21 protein-coding genes and 1 pseudogene are annotated in these 24,554 nt (G+C 66.9%); 9 read left to right on the forward strand and 13 right to left on the reverse strand.

The window, feature by feature from the left end; genetic code table 11:
• Positions 1-70: 70 nt before the first annotated feature.
• Positions 71-1,291, reverse strand: coding sequence for a pyridoxal phosphate-dependent aminotransferase (locus tag AR540_RS14005; RefSeq protein WP_059229823.1), 1,221 nt, complete (start codon positions 1,289-1,291; stop codon positions 71-73).
• A 160-nt stretch (positions 1,292-1,451) separates the two neighbouring features.
• On the opposite strand from AR540_RS14005, the gene zapE reads away from it, so the two are divergent.
• On the forward strand, positions 1,452-2,552 hold the full coding sequence (zapE, locus tag AR540_RS14010) for a cell division protein ZapE (protein ID WP_059229824.1): 1,101 nt from the start codon (positions 1,452-1,454) through the stop codon (positions 2,550-2,552).
• On the opposite strand, the gene AR540_RS14015 is transcribed toward zapE, so the two are convergent.
• Both AR540_RS14015 and AR540_RS14020 read right to left on the reverse strand, forming a co-directional pair.
• On the reverse strand, positions 2,549-3,478 hold the full coding sequence (locus AR540_RS14015; protein WP_059229996.1) for a glycosyltransferase family 2 protein: 930 nt from the start codon (positions 3,476-3,478) through the stop codon (positions 2,549-2,551). The two genes, zapE and AR540_RS14015, sit on opposite strands and share 4 nt — an antisense overlap.
• An 8-nt stretch (positions 3,479-3,486) precedes the next feature.
• Positions 3,487-3,867 (reverse strand): GtrA family protein, encoded by a 381-nt coding sequence (locus AR540_RS14020; protein ID WP_153014246.1) that lies wholly within the window; start codon positions 3,865-3,867, stop codon positions 3,487-3,489.
• A 199-nt stretch (positions 3,868-4,066) separates the two neighbouring features.
• Between AR540_RS14020 and AR540_RS14025 the strand changes: the two genes are divergently transcribed.
• The 3 genes and pseudogenes from AR540_RS14025 to AR540_RS14035 all read left to right on the forward strand — a co-directional run bounded on the left by AR540_RS14025 (position 4,067) and on the right by AR540_RS14035 (position 5,674).
• Entirely contained in the window at positions 4,067-4,930 is an 864-nt protein-coding gene (locus AR540_RS14025; RefSeq protein WP_059229825.1) for an MBL fold metallo-hydrolase, read from the forward strand.
• 302 nt (positions 4,931-5,232) lie between these two features.
• Positions 5,233-5,364 (forward strand): annotated as a pseudogene (locus AR540_RS14030) (general stress protein); the annotation flags it as partial.
• A 73-nt stretch (positions 5,365-5,437) separates the two neighbouring features.
• Positions 5,438-5,674: a general stress protein gene (locus tag AR540_RS14035; protein ID WP_153014247.1), complete on the forward strand. Its 237-nt coding sequence runs from the start codon at positions 5,438-5,440 to the stop codon at positions 5,672-5,674.
• A 66-nt stretch (positions 5,675-5,740) separates the two neighbouring features.
• Here AR540_RS14035 and AR540_RS14040 read toward each other — a convergent pair whose 3' ends face one another.
• Complete coding sequence (locus AR540_RS14040; RefSeq protein WP_059229828.1) at positions 5,741-6,193, reverse strand: DUF421 domain-containing protein; 453 nt, start codon at positions 6,191-6,193, stop codon at positions 5,741-5,743.
• Between the two features lie 9 nt (positions 6,194-6,202).
• Positions 6,203-6,694, reverse strand: coding sequence for a hypothetical protein (locus AR540_RS14045; protein ID WP_059229829.1), 492 nt, complete (start codon positions 6,692-6,694; stop codon positions 6,203-6,205).
• Positions 6,695-6,803: 109 nt separating this feature from the next.
• Here AR540_RS14045 and AR540_RS14050 point away from each other — a divergent pair, with 109 nt between their 5' ends.
• Positions 6,804-7,253, forward strand: a complete 450-nt coding sequence (locus AR540_RS14050) for a DMT family transporter (protein ID WP_236712076.1) — start codon at positions 6,804-6,806, stop codon at positions 7,251-7,253.
• Positions 7,254-7,255: 2 nt separating this feature from the next.
• On the opposite strand, the gene AR540_RS14055 is transcribed toward AR540_RS14050, so the two are convergent.
• The 7 genes from AR540_RS14055 to AR540_RS14085 all read right to left on the reverse strand — a co-directional run bounded on the left by AR540_RS14055 (position 7,256) and on the right by AR540_RS14085 (position 19,897).
• Positions 7,256-9,745 (reverse strand): PepSY domain-containing protein, encoded by a 2,490-nt coding sequence (locus tag AR540_RS14055; protein ID WP_059229998.1) that lies wholly within the window; start codon positions 9,743-9,745, stop codon positions 7,256-7,258.
• Complete coding sequence (locus AR540_RS14060) at positions 9,745-10,428, reverse strand: Fe2+-dependent dioxygenase (protein WP_059229831.1); 684 nt, start codon at positions 10,426-10,428, stop codon at positions 9,745-9,747. The genes AR540_RS14055 and AR540_RS14060 overlap by 1 nt, the downstream gene beginning before the upstream one ends.
• A 64-nt stretch (positions 10,429-10,492) precedes the next feature.
• Complete coding sequence (locus AR540_RS14065) at positions 10,493-12,709, reverse strand: TonB-dependent receptor (protein WP_059229832.1); 2,217 nt, start codon at positions 12,707-12,709, stop codon at positions 10,493-10,495.
• Positions 12,710-12,887: 178 nt separating this feature from the next.
• On the reverse strand, positions 12,888-14,051 hold the full coding sequence (locus tag AR540_RS14070; RefSeq protein WP_059229833.1) for a type III PLP-dependent enzyme: 1,164 nt from the start codon (positions 14,049-14,051) through the stop codon (positions 12,888-12,890).
• 826 nt (positions 14,052-14,877) lie between these two features.
• Positions 14,878-16,350 carry an AMP nucleosidase gene (amn, locus tag AR540_RS14075; RefSeq protein WP_059229834.1) on the reverse strand — a complete coding sequence of 491 codons (1,473 nt, stop codon included), beginning with the start codon at positions 16,348-16,350 and terminating at the stop codon, positions 14,878-14,880.
• A gap of 71 nt (positions 16,351-16,421) precedes the next feature.
• Positions 16,422-18,167 carry an ABC transporter ATP-binding protein gene (locus tag AR540_RS14080; protein ID WP_059229835.1) on the reverse strand — a complete coding sequence of 582 codons (1,746 nt, stop codon included), beginning with the start codon at positions 18,165-18,167 and terminating at the stop codon, positions 16,422-16,424.
• Positions 18,164-19,897, reverse strand: a complete 1,734-nt coding sequence (locus tag AR540_RS14085; protein WP_059229836.1) for an ABC transporter ATP-binding protein — start codon at positions 19,895-19,897, stop codon at positions 18,164-18,166. Before AR540_RS14085 ends, AR540_RS14080 begins: the two co-directional genes overlap by 4 nt.
• 179 nt (positions 19,898-20,076) lie before the next feature.
• Here AR540_RS14085 and AR540_RS14090 point away from each other — a divergent pair, with 179 nt between their 5' ends.
• The 4 genes from AR540_RS14090 (at position 20,077) to AR540_RS14105 (ending at position 23,727) form a co-directional block, all read left to right on the forward strand.
• Positions 20,077-20,874, forward strand: coding sequence for a hydroxymethylpyrimidine/phosphomethylpyrimidine kinase (locus AR540_RS14090; protein ID WP_059229837.1), 798 nt, complete (start codon positions 20,077-20,079; stop codon positions 20,872-20,874).
• On the forward strand, positions 20,871-21,500 hold the full coding sequence (gene thiE, locus AR540_RS14095) for a thiamine phosphate synthase (protein WP_059229838.1): 630 nt from the start codon (positions 20,871-20,873) through the stop codon (positions 21,498-21,500). Before AR540_RS14090 ends, thiE begins: the two co-directional genes overlap by 4 nt.
• A gap of 20 nt (positions 21,501-21,520) precedes the next feature.
• Positions 21,521-22,807, forward strand: coding sequence for a glutamate-1-semialdehyde 2,1-aminomutase (gene hemL, locus AR540_RS14100; protein ID WP_059229839.1), 1,287 nt, complete (start codon positions 21,521-21,523; stop codon positions 22,805-22,807).
• 374 nt (positions 22,808-23,181) lie between these two features.
• Positions 23,182-23,727: a tetratricopeptide repeat protein gene (locus AR540_RS14105; protein WP_059229840.1), complete on the forward strand. Its 546-nt coding sequence runs from the start codon at positions 23,182-23,184 to the stop codon at positions 23,725-23,727.
• 348 nt (positions 23,728-24,075) lie between these two features.
• Here the strand turns inward: AR540_RS14105 and AR540_RS14110 are convergent, their stop codons facing one another.
• Positions 24,076-24,411, reverse strand: a complete 336-nt coding sequence (locus tag AR540_RS14110) for a DUF1820 family protein (RefSeq protein ID WP_059229841.1) — start codon at positions 24,409-24,411, stop codon at positions 24,076-24,078.
• Positions 24,412-24,554: the final 143 nt, after the last annotated feature.

Raw genomic sequence — 24,554 nt, forward strand, 5'->3', positions numbered from 1 at the left:
GCCGCCCGGCGTCCAGCCGGTTGCCCCGGGCGCACAACCGCCGGCGCCCCCCGCCCCGCCGGCCGGCTGATCAGGCCAGCAGCCGCCGGGTCGCCTCGGCGATCCGGCGGCAGGCTTCCTCCAGCACCTCGTAGGAGGTGGCGTAGGAAACCCGGAAGTAAGGCGCCAGGCCGAAGGCCGAGCCTGGCACCACCGCCACCCCGCCCTCGTCCATGAGGTAGCGGGCAAAGGCCGTATCGCTATCGATCAGCTCCCCGCCCGGCGTCCGCCGACCCAATACCCCCGCGCAACTGGCGTAGACGTAGAAGGCCCCCTCGGGCCGCCGCGCCGACAGACCCGGCACCGCGTTCAGCGCGTCCACCACCAGATCCCGTCGCTCGCGGAACAGCTCGCAACGCTCGCGCACGATGTCCTGCGGCCCATCCAGGGCGGCGATGGCCGCGGCCTGGCTGACCGAGCAGGGGCAGGAGGTCACCTGGCTCTGCACACTGGCCATGGCCTGGATCAGCGCCTTAGGTCCACCGGCATAGCCCAGGCGCCAACCGGTCATGGCATAGGCCTTGGAGACGCCGTTGATGGTCAGGGTCCGCTCGCGCAGTCGCGGCTCCAGCGCCGCCGGGGTAACGAAGCGAAAGCCGTCGTAGAGAATGTGTTCGTACATGTCGTCGACCATCAGCCAGACCTGCGGATGGCGCAGTAGCACCTCCAGCAGCGGGCGATAGTGTTCCTCGCCATAGGCCGCCCCCGAGGGGTTGGACGGCGAGTTGAGCATCACCCAGCGGGTGCGCGGGGTGATGGCCGCCTCCAGGGCCTCGGCGGTGAGGCGGAAGCCGTCTGCCTCACGGCACGGCAGTACCACCGGCGTGCCGCCGAGGATGGTGACGATGTCGGCATAGGTCACCCAGAAGGGCGCGGGAATGATCACCTCGTCACCCGCGTCCAGGGTCGCCATCATGGCGTTGAAGATCACCTGTTTGGCACCGGCCGAGGCGGTCACCTCGTCCTGGGCGAACACCAGGTCGTTCTCCCGGGCGAACTTGCGGCGGATGGCCTCCTTGAGCGCCGGGCTGCCGTCGAGCACCGTGTACTTGGTGTGGCCGGCGCGAATGGCCTGGATCGCCGCCTCCTTGATGTGCTCCGGGGTATCGAAGTCCGGCTCGCCCGCGCCCAGCACCAGCAGGTCGGCGCCCTGGCGGCGCAGGGCGTTGGCGCGCTCGGTGATCTTGAGGATCTCGGAGACGCCCACGGAGGCGAGGCATTGGGCGAGGTGCAGGGTGGAAGCGGCGGCCATGACGGGCTCCAGTCGGGATAGCGGAGGGCTGCCAGGCGCGTCCGGCAGCGATCGCTTCGTACTATCGAACCGTCGCGGCTGGCCTTCAAACGCTATAAAGGACTCACATCATTCCGCCGAGGCATGGTCTGGCGTCGGGGTGGGCGCTAGAGTGGCGGCCATGTCGACTGCCCTTTCCCCCCTCGCTGCCTATCACCAGGCCCTGGCCCGTGGCGACCGGTTGCCCGATGCAGCCCAGGAAGCCGCCGCCCTGCAGCTGGAAGCCTGCCACACGGCGCTGCTGGCGGGCCGTCCGGCACGCGGTCTCTATCTCTGGGGGCCGGTCGGCCGTGGCAAGACCTGGCTGCTGGACCTGTTCCACGCCAGCCTGCCGGTGCCCGCCCGCCGCCAGCATTTCCATCACTTCATGCGCTGGGTGCACCAGCGCCAGTTCCAGCTCGCCGGCACCCGCGATCCCCTGCAGGTGCTGGCCCGGGAACTGGCCGCCGAGGTACGGGTGCTGTGCTTCGACGAACTCTTCGTCAGCGACATCGGCGACGCCATCCTGGTGGGCGGCCTGCTGCGCGCCCTGCTGGACCAGGGCCTGGTGCTGGTGGTCACCTCCAACCAGCCGCCGGAGCAGCTCTATGCCGGCGGCTTCAACCGCGAGCGCCTGCTGCCGGCCATCGCCGCGCTCCAGGCGCAGCTGGACGTACTGGAAGTGGACGGCGGCCAGGATCACCGCCTGCACGAGGGCGAACCCGAACCCCGCTACTGGGTGAACGAGCCTGCTGCCCTGGCCACCACCTTCGAACGCCTCACCGCCGGGCAGGCGACCACCTGCGAGCCCCTGGCAATCGGCGGGCGCCTGTTGCCCGTGATAAAGCGGGCGCCAAGCGCCCTCTGGCTGGACTTCGCCACCCTCTGCCAGGGCACCTGGGCGACCTCCGACTACATCGACCTCTGCACGAGCTTTCCCACCCTGCTGCTGGACGGCGTGCCCTGCCTGTCGGGTGATCCCCGCGAAGGGCGCATCGCTCGCGGCACGGAAGACGGCGTGGAGCGCGTGGTCGCGGGCGACCGCGAATTGCCCCGCCTGGCGCCGCAGGATGACGCCGTGCGCCGCTTCATCGCCCTGGTCGACGAAGCCTACGACCGCCGCCGCTCGCTCTACCTGAACGCCGCCGTGCCGCTGGAGCGGCTGTACACCCGTGGCTTTCTGGAATTCCCCTTCCGCCGCACCCTGAGTCGGCTCAGGGAGATGCAGCAGGCGCGGTATTAGCCGTCGCGCTTCGCCCCGCGCTTGAGCACATAGCGCGGCCGCCGCTTGGTTTCTATGTAGATGCGGCCGATGTATTCGCCCAGCACTCCGATGCCGATCAACTGTACGCCGCCGAAGAAGAGAATGGCGGTCATCAGCGAGGGATAGCCCGGCACCGGATTACCGAATACCAGCTTGCGGAACACCATGACCCCGGCATAGGCCAGCGACAGCAGGGCGACGCCGCCACCGAGATAGGTCCACAGCCGCAGCGGCACGGTGCTGAAGGAGGTGAAGCCTTCCAGCGCCAGGTTCCATAGCTTCCAGCCGTTGAACTTGCTGCTGCCGGCGCTGCGCGGGGCGCGCTCGTATTCCACCACGCGGGTGTCGAAGCCGACCCAGGAGAGGATGCCCTTCATGAACAGGTTGCGCTCCGGCAGGTCCTTGATGGCGTCCACCACCTCGCGACTCATCAGCCGGAAATCGCCGACGTTCTCCTCGATGGGCGTCTGGGCGATACGGTTGTGCAGGCGATAGAACCCCTCGGCGGTCAGGCGCTTGAGCGGGCTGTCGCTGCTGCGATTGACGCGCTTGGCCAGCACCACGTCGGCGCCTTGCCGCCACTGTTCGAGCAATCGCGGGATGACGTCCAGCGGGTCCTGCAGATCCACGTCCAGCGGCACCACCACGTCCCCCGTGGCGTGCTCGATGCCAGCGAACAGCGCCGCCTCCTTGCCGAAATTGCGCGACAGCTGCAGCAGCACCACTCGCGGGTCTTCTCGGTGCAGACGCTCCAGTACTCGGGCACTGCCGTCGCGGCTGCCATCGTCGACGAACAACAGCTCCAGATCGTGCCGCGACAGCTCGGGATGGAGGCAGACCGCCTGGTAAAAAAGCCCGATGGCCAGCTCTTCGTTGAAGACCGGCACCACCAGGGAAAGCTTCACGGCATCGCTCATCGGAACACCCACAGGGATGACAGCAGATAGCTGAACACCGGCACCAGGGCGGTGGCGGCCAGGAGTGCATAGAGCGCCGGCAGGCCACAGGCGAGCAGCCCGGTCAGCAACAGATTGTTGAGGCCGAAGCCGGCCAGCGCCACCAGCAGGAAGCGCCACGGCGAGCCGGTACGGGCGAAGGTCAGATAGCGGTGACCCAAATAGGAAACGCCGAAAGCGACCAGGAAGGCGCCCAGATTGGCAAGATAGGCTGGCCAGCTCCATATCCCCAACAGCAGGGCGGCGACGGCCATGTGGACTCCGGTGGCCACAGCACCGACCAGGGCGAATCGCAGGGGCTGCGCCGCCGACTTGGCCAGGGAATCGGTTGTAGACACGCTTGACCTCGACGCAGCGGACTTGACCGGCGCACGTTACCTCGGAGGTATCGAAACATCCTGTTGCATCCGTTGCAATTCCGTAGCGGGGCGACGAACGGTCTGCTGTAGTCCATACGGCCTGCGGCGACGAGGCACGCCGCGGAGCGGCGGAGCCCCGTGGTAAGGTGAACCATCCCTTCGCTCACGAGGCCCGGTCATGACTCCGCGCATCGAACCCTTCTTCGACGCCACCACGTCCACCTTCACCTATGTGATCTACGAGGCGCCCGGCAGCCGCTGCGCCATCGTCGACTCGGTGCTGGACTACGATCCACATTCGGGCCGCACCGCCACCCTGTCGGCGGATCGCGTCGCCCGCTTCGTGCGCGATCAGGGGCTGACCGTGGAGTGGCTGCTGGAGACCCATGCCCACGCCGACCACCTCTCCGCCGCGCCCTACCTGCGCCGGCAACTGGGCGGGCGCATCGCCATCGGCGAAGGCATCCGCCGCGTCCAGGGCGCCTTCAAGGACGTCTTCAACCTGGAGCCGGAATTTCGCCTCGACGGCTCCCAGTTCGACCACCTGTTCCAGCCCGACGAGGTCTTCCACATCGGCGCCCTCAGCGCCCGCGCCCTGCACGTACCCGGTCATACGCCGGCGGACATGGCCTATCAGGTGGAGGAGGAGCACGTCTTCGTTGGCGACACCCTCTTCATGCCGGATGTCGGCTCGGCCCGTTGCGACTTCCCCGGTGGCAGCGCCCGCGACCTCTATCGCTCGATCCGCCGGCTGCTGGCGCTGCCGGAAGCCACGCGGCTCTATCTGTGCCACGACTATCCGCCCGCAGGGCGCGAACCGCGCTACGAAACCACGGTGGGCGAAGAGCGTGCCCTCAACGTACACGTCCGTGATGGCGTGGACGAAGACGCCTTCGTCGCCCTGCGGACTCGCCGCGACGCCACCCTGGCCATGCCGACGCTGATCCTGCCAGCCATCCAGGTGAACATCCGCGCCGGCACCCTGCCGCCAGCCGAGGCCAATGGCCGGCGCTACCTGAAGATTCCCATCGACGGCTTCTAGCCAGGCGCCACCCGTCGTACAGGGTAAAAGCCACAGGAATTGGACGCAGCGGCACCGCTGCGTCCAGGTTTTGTCGCCCCCGCCAGGCATCACGCGTCGTCCAGCCCAGCGGCCAGGTTGGACCGCCCTTCGGCCGAATCTAGATACAGCTCTGGTAGTGGCGGATGGCCAGCGACCACCCATCTCCTCGCCGGGAAACCTCGCCGCGCCCGCCCCTCAATACCCAGGCAGGCAATGAGTTCTGCACTACATTCCCACAAAGAGGTAGAGCGACCATGACCACCAAGCATTCGAATTCCAATCCCGGCAACTTCGCCAATGACCGTGAAAAGGCCGCCGAGGCCGGGCGCAAGGGCGGCCAGAACAGTGGCGGCAATTTCGCCAATGATCGCGAAAAGGCTGCCGAAGCCGGACGCAAGGGCGGAAGCCGCTAGGCACCTCCCCCGGTAGCGGAGCCACGTCCGGGTGGGCCTGGCTCCTCCAGTCCACGAGCAAGAGGAATTCACGATGAGTACCGACAACTCCAATCCCGGCAACTTCGCCAGCGACCGTGAAAAGGCTGCCGAAGCCGGCCGCAAGGGCGGTGAGAACAGCGGCGGCAATTTCGCCAACGATCCCGAGCGTGCCGCCGAGGCCGGCAGCAAGGGCGGTCAGAACAGCGGCGGCAACTTCGCCAACGACCGCGAGAAGGCCTCCGAGGCCGGTCGCAAGGGTGGCCAGAACAGCGGCGGCGGCCAGCGGTAACACGGCTTCATCCAGACCATGAAGAAGGGCAGGATCAGCCTGCCCTTCTCGCGTCGCCCAGCCGGATCATTTCGCATCCGGCTCGGGTATCACCGAAATTTGCCCATTCTTTTCCAGCACCGCGAAGCGGATCTGCTCCAGCCGCTCCAGCCCCTGACTCTGCCGCGCCGCTTCGAGGATGTCCTCCTCGGTCAGGCGAGCCTTGCGCAGCCGCTGCGTCAGCGGCTTGCCGTACTCCACCACGATCAGTGGCACCCCATCGAGAAAGCGCCCCACCTGGGGCGAGCGCCGCTTGAACAGCGAGAGCAGGATATCGATCAGCACCAGGGTGGCGATCACCACGAAGGCGTTGATCACCGAGAAGTCATCCCCCAGCAGGGCCTGCTGGGTGGCTTCGCCGATCACCAGCAGCAGGACGAAATCGAAGGTGGTGATCTCCGACAGGGCCCGACGGCCGGTGATGCGAAAGAGCACCAGCAGGAAGACGTAGATGGCCGCGGCGCGCGATACGGATTCCATGGCGAGTCCTCAGGGGTAGATGAAGGTCGACAGCGTAAGGGGCGCCTGGCCAGGTCTCAGGAGCCGCCAGTCGACCGCGCCCAGGGCATCCGGGCGCAGGGCCAGGTGCAGGCGACTCGGTCCCGTCCCCGACACCAGGTCGAGCCAGAGCACGCCATCACTGCTGGTCATGCGCTGGGGCTGCGGATAGAGGGCTTCCACCGTCCAGTCGGCCACCAGGCGTTCGTCCAGGCCGATGCGGGTGCTGCCGGGCGCCAGTTCCAGGGTAAGGGTCGCCGGGGCACCGCGGCGCTGGAAGGGTTCGTAGGTCACCTTGAGCTGGCCGTCCGGGCTGACGCGCGTCGCCTGGGCCCAGGGTCCGCCGCTGGCGAACAACCCGGCCAGGGCCAGCGCCACGAACAGGCCCAACAGCACCCAGCCCAGGCGTTCACAACGCCAGATCCAGCGTTGCAACCCCAGGTCTTCATGAATCGGAAGAGATTCCTGCGTGGGTGGCGCCATGGCGATTTCTCCCCTGCTGACAGGGCTTGGAGCCCAACCGGGAGTCGCCGGTTCGACCGCTTCGCCCCACCCTGGGGCATACTGCGCGGCCTTTTTTCTGTCTGGAGTCCTGTCGATGCCCGTCTGGTGGCTACTCGTCCTGCCCTTCGTCGCCGGTGCCTGCCTGCCGTTGCAAGCCGGCATCAACGGTCAACTCGCCCGGCACTTCTCCAGCGTTTTCGCCGCGGCCTCCATCTCCTTCATGGTGGGTTTGCTCGCCCTGCTCGGGCTGACCCTCTGGCAGCGCGGCGTGCCCACCCTGGGCGCCTTGCGCGAACTGCACTGGTGGCACTGGTGCGGCGGCCTGCTGGGCGCCTTCTTCATCGCCATGGCCGCGTTCGCCGGGCCACGCATCGGCGCCACCCTGTTCATGGCGCTGGTCATCGCCGGCCAACTGGCCATGTCCCTGAGCCTGGATCATTTCGGCTGGGCCGGCTTTCGCCAGGACCCGGTCACCCTGGGCAAGCTGGCCGGCGTGGTGCTGATCGGCATTGGCGTCTGGTGCATCGCCCGGGCCTAGGTCTAGTACAGGTCGCGGCGGTAGCGATCCTCTTCCAGCAGCCGCTGGACTTCGTCTTCACCGAGCAGCGCCTGCAGGGTGGCGTGCACCCCACGACCGAGCCCCGGCAGACTGCCGCAGACCATGATCGTCGCCCCTTCTGCCAGCCAGTCGTGCAGCAGATTTGCCTGTCGAAGCAAGCGATCCTGCACGTAGCCCTCGCCCTCGCGGGAGAACACCCGGTCCAGCCGCGCCAGCGCGCCCTGGGCCTGCCAGGTGTCCAGCTCCGCGCCATAGAAATCGTCATACGCAACCGTGCGTTCGCCGAACAGTAGCCAATTGCGTCGGTAGCCCGCCGCGATGCGCGCCGCCAGCAGCGGCCGGACGCCGGCAAGCCCCGTACCGGCCGCGATCAGGATGAGTGGACGCCCATCCAGCGGCGGTCTGAAGCCGGGGTGTGCGCGCAACTGCGCCAGTACCAGGTCGCCCGGTTGCAGAACCGTGGTCAGCCAACCGGAGGCGATGCCCAGGCGCCCGTCGGCCTTGCGCTCCTGGCGCACCAGCAGCCGCAGCGCGCCTTCCTCCGGCAGCGAAGCGATGGAGTACTGGCGCAGGGACAGGGGTAGGAGCGTCGCCAGCAGCGCCTGGGCGTCAAGACCGAGCAGAGGCGCCTGGTCATCCGGCAGCCAACGCCTTTCCAGGGCGGCGGCTAGGGGCATGGCGGTCCCGTCGACCGCAACGGGCGTCGTGGCGTCCAGCCCAAGCGATTGCAACCAGGCAGCGACCCCCGCAGCGCTCTGCCGAGGGGCGACTTCCAGGATGTCACCCGGCGCCCAGTGGCTGCCTGGCGGCGGCCTGAGCCGTAACTCGAACGCCGGCCCGCCAGGACTGCCGGCATTGAGGCACTGCCGGTCTTCCAGCTGCCAGGCCAGCAGGGCGCATTCGACCGGAGCCTCGGCCACCACGCCACTCAGGGCCTGCAATTGCCCGCGCCAGAGCCCCAAAGCCCGCTGGTCACCGTTGTCCACCTCCACCCTGGCGAACAACGACCGGGCGTCTTGCGCGTCCAACCAGGCGTCCAGCCGCTGGGCGAAGGCGCAGTAACGCTCATAGCGCCGGTCGCCCAGGGCCAGCACCCCATAGCCGAGCGTCGACAGCGACGTCGTGGCGGTCAGCACTCGCCGCTCGAAACCACGTGCCGCATCCGGTGCCTCGCCATCGCCGTGGGTGGCGACGATGAACAGGGCGCGCGCAGCACTCTGCAAACGTTCGATATCCAGGCGGCCGAGCGGAACGACCTCGGTGGCCAACCCCGCCGCCTGCAACTGGCCAGCCGCCTGCCAGGCCAAGGCCTCACCCTGGCCACTCTGGCTGGCGTAGCCGATCAGCCAGTCGGCGGCACCGTCCGTAGCAGGAGCCAGAGCAGCCCGCACCTGGCGTGCCTGGCGACGTTTGCGCCGCCGATCCAGATAGAGCCAGAGCCCGGTCACCAGGAACAACGGCATGGCCAGGCTGGCGAGCGCCATGGCTACCCGCCCCATCGAGCCGAAGTATTCACCCGAGTGCAGGGCATAGACGCTGAGCAGCAACCGGGCGCCGAGCGGCTGCTCGCGGTAGCGGCGATGATCGAGCACCCGCCCCTGGCCGTCGAAGACGAGGCGATTGAGGGCACGGACATGCTCGGCATCGTCGGGCAGGTACCAGAGGGTCGGATGGCTGACCTTGCGTCCCGGATTGGGCAGCAACAGGCCGTAGCCCTCGACCCGTCCGCCGGTCTCCTGCCGAAAACTCTGCCAGAGCGCATCCAGGTCCACGTCCTGGCGCGCCACCACGCCCGAGGTCCGGGGCTCCGGCGCCGCGCCCAGCAGTCGCTCACTGGCCTCGCGGTACCAGCCGTAGGACCAGTAGAGGCCGGTAAGCGCCGCCAGCAGATAGAACAGCAGGCACCAGGTGCCGACCACGGCGTGCAGGTCCCAGTGAAAACTGCGCCCGCGCCGCCCCCAATCCAACGCCAGCCAGGCACGCCAGCGGCGCACCTGGCGTGGCCAACGCAAATAGAGGCCGGACAGGCAGAGCACCAGCAGGATCAGGGTGGCGGCTCCGGTCAAGGCCTTGCCTACCGGTCCCAGGGCCAGGGAGCGGTGCAGGTCCAGGACCAGACGAAAGAACGTCTGGCCGCGGGGCGCCATCAGCACCTCGCCCGTGTAGCGATCGAACAGCAGCACCTCGCCACGGCCCTGGCCACTCGTCGGCGCCAGGCCGAGCAGTCCGTAGCCTTCCCCGGCCATGCTGGAGACGAAACTCAATTCCTGACCCGGAGCGAGCAGGCGCTGCCGCACCTCCGGCAGCGTCAGGGGGCGCCGGTCCGGCGTCGCGGCGGTCGGCGGCGGATTGAGCAGCTCCAGCAACTCCAGCTGGAAGCTGTAGAGCGCTCCCGTCACCCCCAGCACCATCAGCACCAGGCCCGCCGCCAGCCCGAGCAAGCTGTGCAGCTGGAACAGACTCCCGCGGATCAGGGCTGGGCCCACAGCCGCAGGAGGTTGTGATAGACGCCGGTCAGCTGCAGGCAGGCCTCGTGGCCCTGCCCCAGCTCGGCCGCCGCCCGCTGGATACCCTGGTCCAGTTCGAACAGCTGGCCGCGCTGACCGGCATCGCGCACCAGGCTCTGGATCCAGAAGAAGGAACACAGCCGGGTACCGCGGGTGACCGGCAGCACCCGGTGCAGGCTGCTGGCCGGATAGAGGATCAGATCGCCTGCCGCCAGCTTGACGCTGTGGGCGCCATAGGTGTCTTCCACCACCAGCTCGCCACCGTCGTATTCGTCCGGCTCGCAGAAGAACAGCGTGGCGGAGAGGTCGGTGCGCAGGTAGCCGCTGCCATCCGGCAGCGCACGCAGGGCATTGTCCACATGCAGGCCGAAGGACTGGCCACCGCGGTAGAGGTTGAACAGCGGCGGAAACACCCGTGCCGGCAGCGCCGCCGCGACGAACAGCGGATGCCGCGCCAGGGCCTGCTGGAGCAGCTCGCCTACCGCGCGCGCCGCCGGCTCGTCCGCCGGCAACTGCAGATTGTCCTTGGCCATGGCCGACTGGAAGCCGGCGGTATGCTTGCCATCGGCCCAGGCGGCAGCCTCCAGCCGCTCCCGGCAATCCCTTACCTGCTCGGGCGTCAGCACGCCTGGAACGCTGATCATCATCGGTGGTTTTCTCCTCAAAGCCGAAAGCCCCGCGGCGGCAGGGCTTCGGTTGCTTCAGGCGACCTCAGAAGCTGTAGGTCGCGGTCAGGATGGCGGAACGCGCATCGCCATACTCGATGGCCGACGAGCGCGTGGTCGCGCCGAGTTGCGAGCGCACCCGCTCCACGTAGTCCTTGTCGAAGACATTGTTGACGTTGAGCTGCAGGTCGACATTGCGGTTCACCCGATAGCCGACCATGGCATTGTGCAGCCAGTAGGCATCGAGCTTGGCGCCGTCGTTGCTCGAGGTCACGTTGCGCTCGCTGACGTAGCGCGCACCATAGCCCACTCGCCAGCCGGCCGGCAGCTCGTAAGTGGTCCAGAGATTGAGCGACCGCGGCGGCGTGTTGGCCAGGGCCTGGCCTTCGCGATTGCGCCCGTCCGGGGTATCGGCGGCCTTGAGCGTCTCGCTGTCGAGAAAGGTGAAGTTGGCGTAGACGTTCCACTGTTGGGTGATGCGTCCGGTGGCGCCCAGCTCGATGCCCTGCACGCGCTGCTCGCCGGCCAGCGCGGTGCTGCCGTCGACCAGGGTTTCCCGGGCGTTGGTTTTCTCGACGCGGAACAGGGCACCATCCAGCTCCAGGCGCTTGTCGAGGAATTCCCACTTGGTGCCCAGTTCCCAGGTCTTGTTCTTCTCCGGGCCCAGATCCTGGTTGGCTGCGTTCAGACCGGCACCGGTGGAGGTCAGGCTCTCCGCCGAGGGGTTGAAGGACGTGCCATAGGCCACGTAGACACGGCCATTGGGCGCGGGCTTGAATACCAGGCCAGCCCGGCCGCTCAGCTTGGCGTCATCGGAACTCAGGTGGGTCTTGGCACCACGCACGCCGTTGCTGACCGCCGTGGTGTCGCTGTCGCCGTCGAACCAGTCATAGCGCAGGCCCAGGTTCAGATCCCAGTACTGATTCAGCGCGATGGTGTCGAAGGCATAGACGGCCTTGTCGGTCAGCACGTTGTTGGCGATGGCCGAGGTCTGCTTGTCGGTCGCGCCGTCATAGCGCTCCGGCGGCGCAGCCAGGGAATAGCCGGCGGCCGGGAAGGTGAGGCCGTAGCTGTAGGTGTCGCGGTCGTAGTCCTCGCGGGAGAACTCGGCGCCCAGCACGAAGGAATGGCCCAGGCCGAAGGTGTCGAAGGTGCCGGTCAGGTTGGTCTGGTTGATCCACATCTCCGCGGTCACGTCGCGGCCATAGCCTTGCGGCCCGGCCGGGCGATAGCGGCCCGGCGCCACGCCCGCCAGGTTGACGTGGGAGGCCGAGATCACCACGTCGCGCTCGATACGGCTGTAGCGGGTCAGGTTCTGCAGGTTCAGGTTGTCGTTGAAGCTGTGTTCCAGCTCCACGGTGAAGACATTGTTGTTGATGTCTTCCTTGTCGATGTTGTTGAAGCCGAAATAGGCGTCGCGATCCACCCCGGCCAGGCGTTTGCCGTTGAGGGCCGGCACGCCGTAGTCGGGCTGGTTGTTGTCGGTCTGGTGGAAATAGCTCAGGGTCAGGCGGGTATCGTCCGACAGGCCCAGGGCCAGCGACGGCGCGATACCCCAGCGCTCGCGGTCGATCTGGTCGCGACCGGGCACGTCGTTCTCGTGGGCCATCAGGTTCAGGCGGAAGGCGCTATCGCTCCCCACGCCCTGCAGCGGCTGGTTGCTGTCCAGGGTCAGCCGGCGATAGCTGTCGGTGCCCAGACCCGCACCGATGCGGGTGAACTGGCGCTCCTGGGGCTTCTTGCTGATCAGGTTGATGGAGCCGCCGGTGGTGCCAGCGCCGCCGAACACCGAGTTGGGCCCCTTGATGACCTCCACCGACTCCAGGTTGAAGGTGTCGGTGCGATTGGTCTGGGTGCTGTCGCGCAGGCCGTCGATCTGGATGTTCGAGTTGGCGCTGAAACCCCGGATGTTGATGCTGTCGCCGGAACCACCGCCGCCCTCACCGGCGTTGAAGGTGATGCCGGAGACGTTGGACAGTACCGATCTCAGGCTCAGCGCCTGCTGGTCCTGGATGACCTGCGCCGGCACCGTGGTGACGGTCTGCGGGGTGTCCAGCAGCGGCGCCGTGTACTTGCGCGAGGCGGACTGCTCGGTCTTGAAGCCCTCCTCCTGCGTCCGACCCTCGATGGTCAGGCTCTCCAGCTTGGTCACCGGCTCCCGGGCTTCCTGGGCGACAACGCCGGTGGACAGGGACGCGACCGCGACACTGAAGGTGGAAAGCAGCAAACGGCGCTGGGACAGCGAGGAAAGTTCCTTGGACATGATGGCGAGCCGCCTCCTTTTGTGAATGCGGCGCGATTCTATTTGCAAACGATTATCAAATCCATAGCGAATGTAAATTATTCGTGACAACTCCTGACACAGTGGATACGCCTCGTTTCGCGGGCATGAAAAAGCCCGCCTTCCTTGCGGGAGACGGGCTTGGGTACGACGCTCGGGCTTAGAGGTAGAAGGACTTCAGCGGCGGGAAGCCGTTGAATTCCACCGCGCTGTAGCTGGTGGTGTAGGCACCGGTGGACAGCCAGTAGAGGCGATCACCGCTGGCCAGGTTCAGCGGCAGGCCGTACTTGTACTGCTCGTACATGATGTCGGCGCTGTCGCAGGTGGGGCCGGCGATCACCACCTCTTCCATCTCGCCCTTCTTCTCGGTCCAGATGGGGAACTTGATGGACTCGTCCATGGTTTCGATCAGGCCGGAGAACTTGCCCACGTCGGTGTAGACCCAGCGCTCCACGGAGGTACGCGACTTGCGCGCCACCAGCACCACCTCGCTGACCAGGATGCCGGCGTTGGCGATCAGCGAACGGCCCGGCTCCAGGATGATTTCCGGCAGCTCGTCACCGAAGTCCTCCTTGAGGAAGCGGATGATCTCCTCGGCGTAGGTCTCCAGGCTGTTGGTGCGCTGGATGTAGTTGGCCGGGAAGCCGCCGCCCATGTTGATCATCTTCAGGGTGATGCCGTCTTCTTCCTTGAGACGCTGGAAGATCACCTTGACCTTGGCGATAGCGGCGTCCCAGACGTCGATGTCACGCTGCTGGCTGCCCACGTGGAAGGAGATGCCATAGGGATCCAGGCCCAGCTGCTTGGCCAGGATCAACAGGTCCAGGGCCATGTCCGGGTTGCAACCGAACTTGCGCGACAGCGGCCAGTCGGCGGAATCGGAACCCTCGGTGAGGATACGCACATAGACCTTGGCGCCCGGGGCGGCCTTGGCGATGTTGCGCAGATCGGCCTCGGAGTCGGTGGCGAACAGGCGGATGCCCTTCTCGTAGAAGTAGCGGACGTCACGTGCCTTCTTGATGGTGTTACCGTAGCTGATGCGCTCCGGACCGACCCCGGCGGAAATCACCTTGTCCAGCTCGTAACGGGAGGCGATGTCGAAGTTCGAGCCCTTGTCGCGCAGCAACTCGGTGATCTCGATGGCCGGGTTGGCCTTGACCGCGTAGTAGATCTTGGCGAAGGGGAAGTTGTTCACCAGGTCGTCATAGGCCCGCGAAATGGTGGCGGTATCGATGACGACGAAGGGGGTTTCCTGCTGGTCGGCGAAGGCCTTCATCTTCTGGAAGGTTTCGCGAGAATAGTAATCTTCGACCTTGATGGACATGCGTCGGACTCCCGATGGGCAGAACAAATTGAATGAGGGGGTGTTCTGAACGCCTAATCCGTTTCCCCACTTTGGTTCGCCTACTTCCCAAGGCACATCGCCGAAAGCAAAAAGGTCAACGCGTACTGGCGTTGACCTCGCTGTCTCGTCGTCGGTACTTGAGCCGGATGGATCGTTTCCAGCATGGACGTTCGGGCGCGAACTTTAGGGCCAGACGCCCTGAAGATCAATGTTAAATCCATGATCTTTACCGAACGGTGACACCTGCGGACTCACCCCCTCCTGCAACCGACCGAAGCAGGCGACGAGATGTTCCGATGGAGCGATGACAGGGGGTTTCCAAGCGGAGAATCAAGATGCCGGACAACGCCATCGGTGGGTCTTGACGGTGGAGTTGTGCTATCGCGGCCATGGGCCGCTCCTACAAAAGCATCACCCCCTGTAGGAGCGGCGCATGGCCGCGATCAACAAAGTCCCCGGGAGTACTGTGGGAGCGGCCGCACCGGCGGACCGCCATGGCCGCGATCAGCCCCTTAGCACCGTAGCATGGAAAACGGCGCAGTTTTTCCATGGAAGCATGGCTGCAAGGACGACCTTACCCCAGGGCCATCCGAGCGACGCTCGGCCTCCATATAGCACCGTAGCGTGGAAAACGGCGCAGCCTTTTCCACCGGACATTCATTGCCGGGGGCACCCTCACCCCCAGCCTTCTCCCAGAGGGAGAGAGGGTCATCCCAGCGACTATCGGCTTCCGTCGGTCCTGAATCATCGCTGTCCGTACGTTGGGTTGGGCACAGCGAAGCCCGACACACCCACTATCGACGCCCTACCGGAACGGCGGCTCGTCGAAGCTGCGCAGCTTGCGCGAGTGCAGGGAGTCGAGCTGGGTGCGCAGCTGGTCCAGGGCGGCGATGCCGATGGCCAGGTGCTGGCTCACCGCGCGGGCATAGAAGGCGTTGGCCGAGCCCGGCAGCTTGATCTCGCTGTGCAGGGGCTTGTCGGACACGCACAGCAAGGTGCCATAGGGTACCCGCAGGCGATAGCCCTGGGCGGCGATGGTACCGCTTTCCATGTCCACCGCCACCGCGCGCGCCAGGTTGATCAACGGGCGTTCCTGGGCCCAGCGCAGCTCCCAGTTACGGTCGTCGTAGGTCAGCACGGTGCCGGTGCGCAGGCGGCGCTTGAGCGCCTCGCCGCGTTCGCCGGTGACGCTGGCGGCGGCTTCCTGCAGCGCCACCTGCACCTCGGCCAGCGCCGGGATGGGGATGTGCGGTGGCACCACGCGGTCGAGGATGCCGTCGCGTCTCATGTAGGCGTGGGCCAGCACGTAGTCGCCGATGGTCTGCGACTGTCGCAGACCGCCACAGTGGCCGATCATCAGCCAGCAGTGCGGACGCAGCACCGCCAGGTGATCGGTGATGTTCTTGGCGTTGGACGGGCCGACGCCGATGTTGACCAGGGTGACACCATGGCCGTCACCGGCGATCAGGTGGTAGGCCGGCATCTGGAAGCGGTGCCAGGCGATGGCGGCGATGACCGCCTGGGCCTCGGTGGGGTCCATGTCGCGTTCGATGATGACGTTGCCCGGCAGCACCAGGCGCTCGAAGCGCGGATCGCTGCGCAGCTGTTCCAGACCGTGCTGGATGAACTGGTCAACGTAGCGATGGTAGTTGGTCAGCAGGATCCAGGGCTGCACGTGGCGCCAGTCGCTGCCGGTGTAGTGGACGATGCGTCTCAGCGAGAAGTCGGTGCGGGCGGCGTCGAACAGCGCCAACGGCAGCGGATCGATGCGCTCCCAGTCGTAGTGGCCGTCGGCGATGTCGTCGTGGGCGGCGGAAAGATCGGTGCTGGGGAAGACCCGTGCCAGCTCGGCGGCGGTCACGCCACTGCCGGCCAATTCGTCGCCCTGCTCCACCACGTAGGGATAGGGGATGTCCTGCCGACTGCGACCAATCTCGACCTGGAGGTCGTAGTCGCGCATCAACGGCTCGAGCTGCTCCAGCAGATAGCCGCGAAAGGCCGCCGGATGGGTCACGGTGGCCACGTAGGTGCCCGGCAGCTGGATCTTGGCATAGGCGCGGGTGGTGGCTGGCGGCACGCCGGGCGCGCGATAGCGAATGCGGATCTCGGGGTAGCGGAACAGCTCGCGCTCGGCCGCGCTCGGCTCGACGCGATCCTTGAGATAGCGCTTGAGGGCAGCACCCAGGGCCTGGGTAGCCTCGTCGTGCAGTGCCGCGAGACGGTCGACCGCCTCGCTGGCGGTGGCGACGGCGGTGAAATCCTCGGGTACGGAGGTCATGCGGGTTTCCTTGTTGGGACGCAGGCTATAGCTGACACCCTAACACCCCCACGTGACAACGGCTTCCACCGCTAAAGCGTCTTTTCCCCCTGGGCATGCTGCTCCCACAGGCGCCGGTAGTGCCCGTCGGGCCGCTGCAGCAAGGCCTCGTGACTGCCCTCCTCCACCTTGCGGCCATCACGCAGCACCAGGATGCGGTCGGCATGGCGGATGGTGGACAACCGGTGCGCCACCACGATCAGGGTGACCTGGCCACGCAACTCGTCCAGCGCCCCCTGCAGCCGCGCCTCGGTGGCGCTGTCGATGCTGGCGGTGGCCTCGTCCAGCAGCAATACCTTGGGCTCGCGCAGCAGCGCCCGGGCCAGCGCCAGCAGTTGCCGCTCGCCAGTGGACAGGGTGAAGCCGCGCTCGCCCAGCAGGGTGTCCAGGCCCTCGGGCAGGCGCGCTACCAGGTCATCCAGGTGGGCGGCGGCCAGGGCTTCGCCCAGGCGCGCATCCGGCACCTGGCTACCGAGCAGCAGGTTGTCCCTCAGGCTGCTGGAGCGGATGAAGGGCTCCTGGGGCACACTGGCCAGGGCCGCGCCCAGCACTTCCGGAGTCAGGCTGCCCAGTTCGCGGCCGTCCAGGCAGAGGTGGCCGCCGGTGACCGGCTGCAGTCCGGCGAGCAGGTCGAGCAGCGTCGACTTGCCGCTGCCGGTGGGGCCGACGATGCCGAGAAAGGTGCCCGGAGGGATGTCCAGGTCGATGCCGTGCAGGGTGTCGTGCCCGGCGCCGGCATGGCGGAAGCGCACGGCGTCGAGGTGGAAGTGCGCGGTCGCGATGGGGCGGTCATCTTCGCCGCTCAGTGCCGGCTTCTCTTCCAGCAGGTGCAGCAACCGGGTGCCGGCCACCGAGGCCTGCTGGAACAGGTTGAATCTCTGGGTGATGTCCATCAGCGGCTCGGTGACCCGGCCCAGGTAGGTGACGAAGGCATAGAGCACGCCGATCTGGGCACCGCCCTCCAGGTGCCCCAGGCCATAGACCAGCAGCAGTACCGCCAGCACCGCCACGCTCACCAGGTCCAGTGCCGAGCGCAGCAGCAGCCCGGACACGCGGATGGTGCGCATGCGCGCGCCGTATTGCGCCTGGTTGAGCCGCTGGAAATCCTGGCGGAAGCGTTCGGTCTGGTTGAAGGCCTGCAGCAGGCCCATGCCACCGATGGCCTCGCCCAGCCGCGCGCTCTGCTCGGCGCGCAGCATCCGTACCTCCATGGCCGCCGCACCACTGTATCTCTGGTAGGCCCAGACGATCAGCATGGCCGCCGGGATCAGCAGCACGGCAATGGCCATCAGCCGCACGTCGAGCAGCGCCATGGCCACCAGGATGCCGATCAGCAGCACGATATTGCCGACCATGTTGCCGAGAAAGGCCACATAGAGTTCGCGCAGGGCATCGGTGTCGTTGGTGACCCGCGCCACCAGTTCGCCGGTGGCGGTACGGTCATGGAAGCTCTGTGGCAGGCTGAGCACGTGACGGAACAGGCGGCGCCGCTGCAAGAGCACCACGTCCATGGCGATCTCGGCGAATCTCAGCGATTGCAGGTAGCGACCGTAGGCGGCCAGGCCCTGGGAGACCACATAGGCCGCCACCAGGCCCACCAGTGGCCAGAGGCGCAGGTCGTGGGGCACCAGGTAGTTGTCCAGGTAGTACTTGGTCAACCAGGGTCCCAGCACATCGAACAGCGTGGCCACCACCAGGATCGCCAGGGTACCGGCCAGCTTGCGCGGGTTGGCCAGCACCGGCTTGAGCAGCAGCGAGAGGACGCGCGTCCTGGTCATTGGCTGGCCTCCTCCGCCTGCTGCAGATTCCAGAGGCGAGCATAGAGCCCACCCGCGGCGAGCAGCTCGGCATGGCGCCCCCGCTCCACCAGGCTGCCCTGGTCGAGGACGATGATCTCATCGGCCTGCTGCACCGCCGAGAGGCGGTGGCTGACGATCAGGGTGGTCCGTCCCTGCAACTGCGCCAGGGTACGCAGCAGCCGCGCCTCGGTAGCGGTATCCACCGCCGAGAGGGTGTCATCCAGCAGCAGGATGGGCGCCGGCGACAGCAGCGCCCGGGCCAGGGCCACCCGCTGGCGCTGGCCACCCGAAAGGGTCAGGCCGCGCTCCCCCACCGGCGTATCCAACCCTTTCGGCAGGGCCGCCAGATCGGTGCCGAAGGCGGCGGCATCCAGGGCTTCGCGGATCTCCCCGGCGGTGGCGTCCGGGCGACTGAGGGCGACGTTCTCGCCCAGGGTGCGGGCGAACAGGAAGGGATCCTGGGGCACATAGGCGAACTGGGCACGCAGGTCGCCCAGCCGATAGTCCTCCAACGGCACCCCGCCCAGGCGGATGCAGCCCTGCTCCAGCGGAAACTGGCGCAACAGCAGGCGCAGCAGGGTGCTCTTGCCGCTGCCGGTGGCGCCGACGATGCCCAGGGTATCGCCCGCCGGCAGGTCGATGACCACGTCCTGCAAGGCCGGCTGGCGCGCCTGGGGATAGGTGAAGGCCGGGATGTAGACCGACAGATCGGCCTGGTCCGGCGGCGTCTGGGTGCCCTCGTCGCGAATGCGCTCGGTGACGGCGAACACCTCTTCCAGCCGGCGTGCCCCGGCCTCGCCGCGCTGCAGCAGATTGAAGCACCAGCCGATGGCGAACATCGGCCAGATCAGCTGCACCAGATAGAGGCTGAAGCTGGTCAACTGACCCAGGGTGATGTGGCCGTCGAGATAGCGCCAGCTGCCCATGACCAGGGTCAGCAGGGTGGCGAGACTCAGGGCGACGAAGATGATCGGCTCATAGCGCGCCTCGGTGCGCTGCACCTGGTAGTCGGCCTTGGCCACGCTGCGGGCGCGGGCGTCGAAGTCGTCCAGCTCGGCTTCGATCAGGGCATGCTGGCGCAACATGCGCAAGCCGCTCAAGGCTTCCTGGGTGCGGTCGTTGAGGGCGGAAAAGCCGGCGAGCGCCAAGCCGAAGCGCTGCTGCACCCGCCGCGCCACGCGATAGAAACCCCAGGCCATGAAGGGAAAGGGCAACAGCGCCAGGGCGGCCAGGGGCGCGTCGATGCCGATGAACATGGCCAGCAGCACCAGCAACAGGGTCAGCATGCCGTCGAAACTGGCCAGCACCCCTTCGCCGGCGGCGGTCTCCACGGCGTCGATGTCCTGGGTGGCGCGGGCCAGCAGGTCACCGGTGCGACTGGACTGGAAGAAACCGGGGTCCAGCCGCGCCAGCTTGGCGAAGAAGGCATCGCGCAGCTCCACACCGACCTGGTAGGAGGTGCCGAACAGGCGCACCCGCCATTGATAGCGGAGTACATAGAGGCCGCAGCCGACCGCCACGATCAGGGCGACGCGCCAGAGCAGGCCGGTCTGATCCAGCTCGCCGGCGCGCAGGGCGTCGATGGCCTTGCCGATCCACCAGGGCAGCGTCAGGTTGAGCAGGCCGACACCCAACAGACAGAGGATGGCGGTCCCGTAGGCACGCCGTTGGCGGAGGAAGAAATCACGCAACAACCGCCACAACGCCATAGAACCGCCTTTCCCGAGCAAAGCTGCAGTATATCGGCTACCCAACCGGCCGCGGAGTTCCTTCGTCCCGCGCCGGGTCCCATGTCAACGGGTGGCGCGGGGCGCAAGGTCGTTGTAGGGTGCCACTCCCTGCGCCGCCCGGCCGCTGCGCCTCCTTTCCTTTTGCTAGGCTGACGTCCATGACCCTCGAACCCCAACGTCCCGTCGTCCTCTGCCTGTCCGGCCACGATCCGAGTGGCGGTGCCGGCCTGCAGGCCGACATCGAAGCCCTGCTCGCCCAGGGCTGCCACGCGGCCCCGGCGGTCACTGCCCTGACCGTGCAGGACACCGTCGACGTCCAGGATTTCCGGGTGCTGGATCGCGAATGGGTACTGGCCCAGGCCCGGGCGATCATCGCCGACCTGCCGGTGGCGGCGGTCAAGCTGGGCATGCTCGGTTCGGTGGAGATGGTCGAGACGGTGCTGGAAATCATGGAAGCCCTGCCTGGCGTACCCCTGGTCTGCGACCCGGTGCTGCGTGCCGGCGGCGGTGGCACCCTGGGCAAAGACGAGGTCGGCTACGCCATCCGCGAGCGGCTGCTGCCGCGCGCCACCATCGCCACCCCCAATCTGCCGGAGGCACGCATCCTCGCCGAGCTGCCCGACGGTACCCCGGAGCAATGCGCCGAGCGCCTGCTGCCGTTGTGCGCCCATCTGCTGATCACCGGCGGCCATGGCGAAGAACACGAGGTGCACAACCGTCTCTACGACCGCGACGGGCGTTGCGAGACCCACGTCTGCCAACGCCTGCCCGGCAGCTACCACGGCTCCGGCTGTACCCTGGCCAGCACCCTGGCCGGCCGCCTGGCCCTGGGCGAAGCCCTGCCCAGCGCCGTGCGCAGCGCCCTGGACTACACCTGGCGTACCCTGAGGGACGCCGAGCGTCCCGGGCGTGGCCAGTACGTGCCGCGTCGCCTGCCGCTGGATTTCTGCTCATGAGTTCATTGCGCGGCCTCTACGCCATCACCGACAGCGCCCTGCTCGCCGAGGGTCGCCTGCTGCCCTACGTCGAAGCCGCCCTGCAAGGCGGCGCCCGGCTGGTGCAATACCGCGACAAGTCGCAGGACGCCAGTCGCCGTCATGACGATGCCGCGGCGCTTGCCGAACTCTGCCGGCAGCACCATGCCCACCTGATCATCAATGACGACCTCGCCCTGGCCCGCCAGCTGGGCGTCGGCCTGCACCTCGGCCAGGAAGACGGCTCCCTGGCCGCGGCCCGCGCCGACCTGGGTGTGGACGCCATCATCGGCGGCACCTGTCACGCCAGCCTGGAACTGGCCGAGGCCGCGGCCCAGGCTGGCGTCAGCTACCTGGCCTTCGGCCGCTTCTTCGCCTCCAGCACCAAGCCGAATGCCCCACCGGCGCCCCGGGAATTGCTCGACCAGGCGCGTAGCCGCTTCGCCCTGCCCGTCTGCGCCATCGGCGGCGTCACCCTGGACAACGCTCCGCGCCTGCTCGACCACGGCGTCGACCTGCTCGCCGTCGTCCACAGTCTGTTTTCCGCCGCCAGCGCGGGCGAGGTGGAGCGCCGTGCGCGCGCCTTCGCCCGGTTGTTCGCGGCCTGATCCCGCTCAAGGAGACCCCTATGTCCCGCTCCGCGCAACTCTTCGACCAAGCCCAGCGCCACATCCCCGGTGGCGTCAACTCACCGGTTCGTGCCTTCAAGAGCGTCGGCGGCACGCCGCTGTTCTTCAAGCACGCCCAGGGCGCCTACATCGTCGACGAGGATGACAGGCGCTACGTCGACTACGTCGGCTCCTGGGGGCCGATGATCCTCGGCCACAGCCACCCCGACGTGCTCGACGCCGTGCGTCGCCAGCTGGAGCACGGCCTTTCCTACGGCGCCCCCACCGCCCTGGAAACCACCATGGCCGACCTCATCTGCGAGATCGTGCCGTCCATGGAAATGGTGCGCATGGTCAGCTCCGGCACCGAGGCCACCATGAGCGCCATCCGCCTGGCGCGTGGCTACACCGGGCGCGACACCATCATCAAGTTCGAGGGCTGCTACCACGGCCACTCCGACAGCCTGCTGGTCAAGGCCGGCTCCGGCGCCCTGACCCTGGGCGTGCCCAGCTCCCCGGGCGTCCCGGCGGCCTTCGCCCAGCACACCCTGACCCTGGCCTACAACGACCTGGCCGAGGTGGAAGAGACCCTGGCCAAGGTCGGCGACCGGATCGCCTGCATCATCGTCGAGCCGGTGGCCGGCAACATGAATTGCGTACCGCCTGCGCCGGGCTTCCTGGAAGGCTTGCGCCGCCTCTGCGACCAGTACGGCGCCGTATTGATCTTCGACGAGGTCATGACCGGCTTCCGCGTCGCCCTGGGCGGTGCCCAGGCGCACTACGGCATCCGCCCGGATCTCACCACCTTCGGCAAGATCGTCGGCGGCGGCATGCCGGTGGGCTGCTTCGGTGGCAAGCGCGAGATCATGGAAAAGATCGCCCCGCTCGGCCCGGTCTACCAGGCCGGTACCCTCTCGGGCAATCCGCTGGCCATGGCCGCCGGCCTGACCACCCTGCAGCTGATCCGCCGCCCGGGCTTCCACGCCGAGCTGACCGACTACACCACGCGAATGCTGCAGGGCCTGCAGGATCGCGCCGATGCCGCCGGCGTGCCCTTCGTCACCACCCAGGCGGGCGGCATGTTCGGTCTCTACTTCAGCGGCGCCGAAGACATCGTCACCTTCAGCGACGTCATGGCCAGCGACAGCGACAGGTTCAAGCGCTTTTTCCACCTGATGCTGGATGGCGGCGTGTACCTGGCACCCAGTGCCTTCGAGGCCGGCTTCACCTCCATTGCCCATGGCGACGAAGAGCTGCGCATCACCCTGGATGCGGCCGAGCGTGCCTTCGCCACCTTCAAGGACTAGTGTGGTGTTTCAGACGTTCGCGCAAGAATTGGCGAGTGATTTTTGGGCGGTTCGGCGTTCCGACTGGGCTAGGCGCCGCGACGAGTCATAGCAGGGCCATGGCGAGGAGTGGCAACAACGCCCGGGGGAAAAAGCGCCGCCAAAATTGTGCAGGTAATTTCTGAAACACCACACCAGGTACCATCCGTCTCGGTTGCGGAACCTCTGTGCCCCGCCGGCCTCCCAGTTAGTTGAGAGGTCGGCGTCACAGATGAAAAAGTTCCACCGCAACGCGTAAAGGTTTTGAAAGCGTGCGGCGGCTTGACCCATAATGAGACGTCGGCGCGTTTCGCCGGCCGGGTTCCTAGAACCTGCCTCGATTGTGGAGGCGCTTCATGCACCGCGCTGGTCGTATCCTCTGCGCAGCCTTGTTCTTGCTGCCCCTGGCCTCCTGGGCCGGTGGCAACTCCCTGCTCGTCCCCAGCACCAGCCGGTGCAACCTGAATCTGGCCAACGAAGCCTTGGCGCAGGCGATCGCCCGTTGCCAACAGATCGCCCATGACGGAGACGCCCAGGCGCAGTATGAGCTCGGTGACTTCTACTACGAAGGCAAGCAAACGCCCAAGGATCTCAACCAGGCCCGCCAGTGGTTCGAACAGGCGTCGCTCAAGGGCAACGCCGATGCGCAGAATCGACTCGGCAACATGTTCTTCCGTGGCGAAGGCGTGCCGCCCAACAACATCCAGGCCTACATCGTGCTGAAGATGGCCGCCATCAATGGCAACGACGAAGCCATGGACACCGCCGATCTGGTCAGCGCCCAGATGCGTCGCGACGAACTGGAGATGGCCACCCAGGTGCTCGGCCAGATCTTCCGCGACTACCTGCAGGACATGCAGACCGCCGGCAACCTGAATCCCTTCCAGCCGCCGCAGAACTGATCCGGCGGACGGACAGAACCTCTTCAACGTCTCGCGAGCTAGAGACGAACCAGGCGCAACGACCAACGGGAGTAGCAGCCAACGGCTGGCCCACAGCCCGGCCCCGCGCTCGGGTTTACCAAAAGTAAATGAGCATTGCGACGGGGCCGCCTAGCGTGGTGTTTCGGAAGTTCGCGCAAGAATTGGCGAGTGATTTTTGGCAACGCCGCCCAGACGGTCCGCCGCTATGGCCGAACAAGCACCGCCAAAATCGTGTAGTTAACTTCTGAAACACCACACGAGGTAGGGCTGGCGACCCAGGCCATTCAACGCCGTTTGGCCGACGCGCAGCAGACTCTGGACAGGTTCTCAGGGCTTGTCGGGCATCGGCATGGGAAACGGCATGACGTTGGTGCCGCCCTTGGCCTCGCTGATCTTGGGCTGGCCCAGGCGCTCCACCTCGTCGATGCGGATGATCGAATGCATCGGCACGAAGCTGCGCACCACTCCTTCGAATTGCGCCTTCAGCTTCTCTTCGCTCGGGTCCACCACCACCTGGGTACGCTCGCCGAACACCAGCTCCTCGATCTCCAGGAAGCCCCAGAGATCGCTCTGGAAGATTTGCTTGGCATAGATCTCGAAGACCTGCCCCTGGTTGACGAAGATGACCTTGTAGATGGCCGGCTTGCTGGTGGATGAGCTCATGGACGGGTGCAAGATTCACTGATGAAAAGGGCGGCGAGCATAGCATGGGCCTGCCCGGACGACAGCTGGGGCGACCCGCTGTCGCGTCCCTCCCCCAGAGCCAGGCCGGCCGGTGCGGCGGCAAGCCCTCCCGGCGGCTCTTC

The organism is Pseudomonas sp. EpS/L25 (assembly GCF_001512295.1).
In the GTDB taxonomy this organism is placed as follows: domain Bacteria; phylum Pseudomonadota; class Gammaproteobacteria; order Pseudomonadales; family Pseudomonadaceae; genus Chryseomonas.

Coding starts and splice junctions, on each gene's coding strand:
- AR540_RS14005 (WP_059229823.1), bottom strand. CDS start 1,291: ATGGCCGCCGCTTCCACCCTGCACCTCGCCCAATGCCTCGCCTCCGTG.
- zapE (WP_059229824.1), top strand. CDS start 1,452: ATGTCGACTGCCCTTTCCCCCCTCGCTGCCTATCACCAGGCCCTGGCC.
- AR540_RS14025 (WP_059229825.1), top strand. CDS start 4,067: ATGACTCCGCGCATCGAACCCTTCTTCGACGCCACCACGTCCACCTTC.
- AR540_RS14035 (WP_153014247.1), top strand. CDS start 5,438: ATGAGTACCGACAACTCCAATCCCGGCAACTTCGCCAGCGACCGTGAA.
- AR540_RS14040 (WP_059229828.1), bottom strand. CDS start 6,193: ATGGAATCCGTATCGCGCGCCGCGGCCATCTACGTCTTCCTGCTGGTG.
- AR540_RS14045 (WP_059229829.1), bottom strand. CDS start 6,694: ATGGCGCCACCCACGCAGGAATCTCTTCCGATTCATGAAGACCTGGGG.
- AR540_RS14060 (WP_059229831.1), bottom strand. CDS start 10,428: ATGATGATCAGCGTTCCAGGCGTGCTGACGCCCGAGCAGGTAAGGGAT.
- AR540_RS14065 (WP_059229832.1), bottom strand. CDS start 12,709: ATGTCCAAGGAACTTTCCTCGCTGTCCCAGCGCCGTTTGCTGCTTTCC.
- AR540_RS14070 (WP_059229833.1), bottom strand. CDS start 14,051: ATGTCCATCAAGGTCGAAGATTACTATTCTCGCGAAACCTTCCAGAAG.
- amn (WP_059229834.1), bottom strand. CDS start 16,350: ATGACCTCCGTACCCGAGGATTTCACCGCCGTCGCCACCGCCAGCGAG.
- AR540_RS14080 (WP_059229835.1), bottom strand. CDS start 18,167: ATGACCAGGACGCGCGTCCTCTCGCTGCTGCTCAAGCCGGTGCTGGCC.
- AR540_RS14085 (WP_059229836.1), bottom strand. CDS start 19,897: ATGGCGTTGTGGCGGTTGTTGCGTGATTTCTTCCTCCGCCAACGGCGT.
- AR540_RS14090 (WP_059229837.1), top strand. CDS start 20,077: ATGACCCTCGAACCCCAACGTCCCGTCGTCCTCTGCCTGTCCGGCCAC.
- thiE (WP_059229838.1), top strand. CDS start 20,871: ATGAGTTCATTGCGCGGCCTCTACGCCATCACCGACAGCGCCCTGCTC.
- hemL (WP_059229839.1), top strand. CDS start 21,521: ATGTCCCGCTCCGCGCAACTCTTCGACCAAGCCCAGCGCCACATCCCC.
- AR540_RS14105 (WP_059229840.1), top strand. CDS start 23,182: ATGCACCGCGCTGGTCGTATCCTCTGCGCAGCCTTGTTCTTGCTGCCC.
- AR540_RS14110 (WP_059229841.1), bottom strand. CDS start 24,411: ATGAGCTCATCCACCAGCAAGCCGGCCATCTACAAGGTCATCTTCGTC.